Below are 3,871 nucleotides of genomic sequence, written 5' to 3'. Positions count from 1 at the left end.
GAAGCGTCGGCTGCACCGCGGATCGTCGCGGTCAGCTCGTTCGTCGCGCACCGCTACCGCGCCGACGCGACGTTCGCGGCCACCGCCGCGGCGAAGGCCGCGCTCGAATCGCTCGTGCGTACTGCCGCCCCCGAATTCGCCGCACACGGCATCACCGTCAACGCGGTCGCGCCGGGCTTCACGCGCAAGGACCACGCGCCGAGCGCCGGCAATGCCGCTGCGTGGGTGCAGGCCGAACAGGCGACCCCGCTCGGCCGGATCGCCGACCCCGACCACTTCGCGGCACTGATCGCGTCACTGCCACCAGCGCGGCGAAGGCCGCGCTCGAATCGCTCGTGCGTACTGCCGCCGCCGAATTCGCCGCACACGGCATCACCGTCAACGCGGTCGCGCCGGGCTTCACGCGCAAGGACCACGGGCCGAGCGCCGGCAATGCCGCTGCGTGGGTGCAGGCCGAACAGGCGACACCGCTCGGCCGGATCGCCGAACCCGACGACGTCGCAGCACTGATCGCGTTCCTGCTCTCGGACGCCGCGCGACAGATCACCGGCCAGGTCATTCACGTCGACGGTGGCCTGACGCTCTGAGGCAAGTGCCTGCGCGCCGTGCCGGCGCGCGACCATCACCACCGTTGCCCCGGCCTGCATGGCGCCCAAGCGCGATCGGATCGGCCATCACGCCTTCCCCGAACGAACGCCCAGCGCCCTCGCCATTCATCGCGCCACCGCGCACTCGCACTCGCCTTTTTGGCACCCCGCATCCCGCCCGTAAAATAGCCGCCAGACGGCAAGCGCGAGACGAGACAAAAGAGGGGGCGGCAAGCATGCAGGCATTCCAGTGGTTCAACGAACTGTCGACGCGCGAGCGCAGGACGCTGTACGCCGGCTTCGGCGGCTACGCGGTCGATGCGTTCGACTTCATGATCTATTCGTTCCTGATTCCGACTCTGATCGCCACCTGGGGCATGACGAAGAGCGAGGCCGGGATGATCGCGACGAGCTCGCTGATCTCGTCGGCGCTCGGCGGCTGGGTCGCCGGCATCCTCGCCGACCGCTACGGCCGCGTGCGCGTGCTGCAGTGGACCATCGCGACGTTCGCGCTGTTCACGTGCCTGTCCGGTTTCACCCACTCGTTCTGGCAGTTGCTCGCGACGCGTACGCTGCAGGGCTTCGGCTTCGGCGGCGAATGGTCGGTCGTGACGATCATGATGGCCGAGACGATCCGCTCGCCCGAGCATCGCGGGAAGGCGGTCGGCACCGTGCAGAGCAGCTGGTCGTTCGGCTGGGGCGCGGCCGCGATCCTCTACTGGGCGTTCTTCGCACTGCTGCCCGAGCAGGTCGCCTGGCGCGCGTGCTTCTGGATCGGCATCCTGCCCGCGCTGTGGATCCTGTACATCCGCCGCAACGTCAGCGATCCCGACATCTACACGGCCACCCGCCGCGCGCGCGACGAAGGCCGCGTGTCGGGCCACTTCCTCGAGATCTTCTCGCCGCCGCACCTGCGCGCGACGCTGTTCGGCAGCGCGCTGTGCACCGGGATGCTCGGCGGCTACTACGCGATCACGACGTGGCTGCCCACCTACCTGAAGACCGTCCGCCACCTGTCGGTGTTCAACACGAGCGGCTATCTCGTCGTGTTGATCGTCGGCTCGTTCGTCGGCTATGTGGTCGGCGCGATCCTGTCCGACCGGCTCGGCCGCCGCGCGTCGTTCATCCTGTTTGCGATCGGCTCGTTCTCGCTCGGCATGGCGTACACGATGCTGCCGATCACCGATACCGCGATGCTGCTGCTCGGCTTCCCGCTCGGCATCGTCGTGCAGGGGATCTTCGCGGGCGTCGGCGCGTACCTGTCGGAGCTGTATCCGGGTGCGATCCGCGGCTCGGGCCAGGGCTTCTGCTACAACCTCGGGCGCGGGCTCGGCTCGTTCTTCCCGATCCTCGTCGGCTCGCTGTCGCAGTCGATGTCGCTCGTGAAGGCGATCGGCCTCGTCGCGGGCGGCGGCTACCTGCTCGTGATCGTCGCCGCGCTCGTGCTGCCGGAAACGCGCGGCAAGTCGCTTGCCGACGATCCGGCCGTCGCATCGTGAGCCACCGCTTCGTTCCGGAAACCGCATGCACGTGATCGTTCTCGGCGCCGGCGTGATCGGCGTCACCACCGCCTGGCACCTGTGCGAAGCAGGCTGCGACGTCACCGTGATCGAACGCGAGGCCGATGTCGCGCAGGCGACGAGCCTCGGCAACGCGGGCGTGATCGCGCCCGGCTACGTGACGCCGTGGGCCGCGCCCGGGATGCCCGGCAAGATCCTCAAGTACCTGTTCAAGCCCGCTTCGCCGCTGATCTTCCGGCCGACGCTCGACGCCGCGCAGTGGCGCTGGATCGCGCGCTGGCTGCGCGAATGCGAATTCGAGCGGTTCCGCGTGAACAAGCAGCGGATGCAGCGCATCGCGTACTACAGCCGCGCGTGCCTGCACGCGTTTCGCGACCGTCATCCGTTCGACTACGGCGCGAGCCGCGGCTACCTGCAACTGCTACGCGGCGCGTTCGACGTCGAGATGGTGCAGCCCGCGTTGAAGGTGCTGCGCGACGCGGGCATCGCGTTTCGCGAACTCGACGCGGCCGGCTGCACGACGATCGAGCCAGGCTTGCGCTGGGCGCGGCAGCCCCCCGTCGGCGGCATCTACCTGCCCGACGACGAAGCCGGGGACTGCGCCCGCTTCACGCGCGAACTGCGGTCGCTGTGCGAGGCCAACGGCGTGACGTTCCGGTTTCGCACGGAAGTGCATGCGCTCGACGTCGAAGCCGGCCAGGTGCGCGGCGTGCGGATCGTCGGCAGCGGCGACGAGGACGGCGGACCGAATCCGCACGCTTCGAACCCCGGCGGCCAGCACCGCGGCGCGCGGCTCGCCGCCGACGCGATCGTCGTCGCGCTCGGCGTCGACAGCGCCGGCCTGCTGCGGCCGCACGGCATCGACGTGCCGCTGTATCCGGTGAAGGGCTACTCGGCGACGCTCGCCGTCGTCGACGATGAAAAGGCGCCGCGCGCCGCGCTGATGGACGAATCGCTGAAGACGGCGATCACGCGCTTCGGCCCGACGTTGCGCGTCGCAGGTACCGCGGAACTCGGCAACCGGCACGCAGCGCTGCGCCAGCAGGCGCTCGATACGCTGATGAAGGTGCTCGACGACTGGTTCCCGCACGCGGCCGATCGTGCGTCGGCGCGCTTCTGGGTCGGCCGCCGGCCGATGACGCCCGACGGGCCGCCGCTGCTCGGCGCGAGCGGGATCGGCGGGCTCTGGCTCAACGTCGGCCACGGCTCGACCGGCTGGGCGATGTCGATGGGATCGGGGAAGGTGGTGGCGGATCTCGTCACAGGGCGGGATCCGGAGATCGATCTGTCGGGGTTGACGCTCGCGCGCTACGACCGGTAGGTCCGGTAGGCCGGGTAGGCCGGGTAGGCCGGGTAGGCCGGGTAGGCCGGGTAGGCCGGGTAGGCCGGACGATATCGGTGACGCGACGCGATGCGCTGACGCGATGCGCACGACGCACGACAATCGCAACGCCGCTCGCAAGCCGCTCACGGCGCCGCCGGACCATCCGGGTCACCATCCGCCCGCGCGATCGGCGCCGACACGATCGGCCGATGCGACACGCCCTCGTGCGACAACCGGCTTTCGAACAACGTAAGCGCATCGAAGCGCAGCGCAACCGGCCGCTTCACCGCGCCGCCGTGCGCCGGTTGCCCGACCGCATCGTGCGGCAGCCGCGCGAGCGTCACATGCGGGCGGAACGGCCGCCGGTCAGCCGGCACGCCGAGCTCGCGCAGCTTCGCCGACAGCGCGACATTCAACGCCGCACACGCCGGCTCGGCGGC

Annotated in this window: 4 protein-coding genes and 1 pseudogene; 4 read left to right on the top strand and 1 reads right to left on the bottom strand. The window is 70.2% G+C overall.

Annotated features, from left to right (window positions below):
* From G3O00_RS40920 to G3O00_RS40905, 4 genes and pseudogenes are all read left to right on the top strand, one after another.
* Positions 1-300 (top strand): annotated as a pseudogene (locus G3O00_RS40920) (SDR family oxidoreductase); the annotation flags it as partial.
* Between the two features lie 35 nt (positions 301-335).
* Positions 336-587, top strand: a complete 252-nt coding sequence (locus tag G3O00_RS40915) for an SDR family oxidoreductase (RefSeq protein WP_346779028.1) — start codon at positions 336-338, stop codon at positions 585-587.
* A gap of 236 nt (positions 588-823) precedes the next feature.
* A complete protein-coding gene (locus G3O00_RS40910; protein WP_206146398.1) occupies positions 824-2,086 on the top strand; it encodes an MFS transporter in 1,263 nt (420 codons plus the stop codon).
* 25 nt (positions 2,087-2,111) lie between these two features.
* Complete coding sequence (locus G3O00_RS40905) at positions 2,112-3,428, top strand: D-amino acid dehydrogenase (RefSeq protein WP_206146397.1); 1,317 nt, start codon at positions 2,112-2,114, stop codon at positions 3,426-3,428.
* 146 nt (positions 3,429-3,574) lie between these two features.
* Here the strand turns inward: G3O00_RS40905 and G3O00_RS40900 are convergent.
* A partial coding sequence (locus tag G3O00_RS40900) for a 2'-5' RNA ligase family protein (RefSeq protein ID WP_277399382.1) occupies positions 3,575-3,871 on the bottom strand: 297 nt, incomplete at its 5' end.

It is taken from the genome of Burkholderia sp. Ac-20384 (assembly GCF_017104605.1).
GTDB lineage: Bacteria > Pseudomonadota > Gammaproteobacteria > Burkholderiales > Burkholderiaceae > Burkholderia > Burkholderia lata.
This window is presented reverse-complemented; position numbering and strand designations above follow the sequence as displayed.

Coding starts and splice junctions, on each gene's coding strand:
- G3O00_RS40910 (WP_206146398.1), top strand. CDS start 824: ATGCAGGCATTCCAGTGGTTCAACGAACTGTCGACGCGCGAGCGCAGG.
- G3O00_RS40905 (WP_206146397.1), top strand. CDS start 2,112: ATGCACGTGATCGTTCTCGGCGCCGGCGTGATCGGCGTCACCACCGCC.